This is a genomic window from Pseudomonas sp. B414 (genome assembly GCF_055408445.1).
In genome coordinates, this window is sequence record NZ_JBUZTQ010000085.1 from 1 (window position 1) to 712 (window position 712).

The 712-nt window shown below is 58.6% G+C and carries 1 protein-coding gene; it reads right to left on the reverse strand.

The annotated features are described in order from the left end of the window. On the reverse strand, positions 1–712 hold a 712-nt coding region (locus ACZRMH_RS25795), incomplete at both ends, for an Ig-like domain-containing protein (protein ID WP_464015816.1).

Here is a 712-nt window from a genome sequence, read left to right on the forward strand (position 1 = left end):
GTGGCCGCCTTCAGTCAGGGCAGTGGCGGTGTAAGTCCAGATGCCAGCGGCATCGACGGTTTCACGGGCCAGCTCGGTGCTGCCGTCATAAATGATCACTGTGCTTCCGACTTCAGCGGTGCCGCTGAAGATCGGGGTGGTGTCGTTGGTGGTACTGTCGTTGGTGATAGAGCCGGTAACCGGGGTGACGTCATCATTCAGGGTGCCAGTTGCAGCGTCTGGTAAAACCGTATCGACGGTGAAATTGATCGCGGTACTGGGAGGGCTTTGGTTACCGGCTTGGTCCTCGACCACAGTACTGAAAATGTGGCCGCCTTCAGTCAGGGCGGTGGCGGTGTAAGTCCAGATGCCGGCGGCATCGACGGTTTCACGGGCCAGCTCGGTGCTGCCGTCATAAATGATCACAGTGCTTCCGGCTTCAGCGGTGCCGCTGAAGATCGGGGTCGTGTCGTTGGTGGTACTGCTGTTGATGATAGAGCCGGTAACCGGAGTGACGTCGTCGCTCAGGGTGGTGATGGCAGCGTCTGGTAAAACCGTATCGACGGTGAAATTGATCGCGGAACTGGCCAGGCTTTGGTTACCGGCGAAATCTTCGACCACAGTACTGAAAATATGGACGCCTTCAGTCAGGGCGGTGGCGGTGTAGGTCCACTCGCCGGCGGCATCGACGGTTTCACGGGCCAGCTCGGTGCTGCCGTCATAAATGATCACT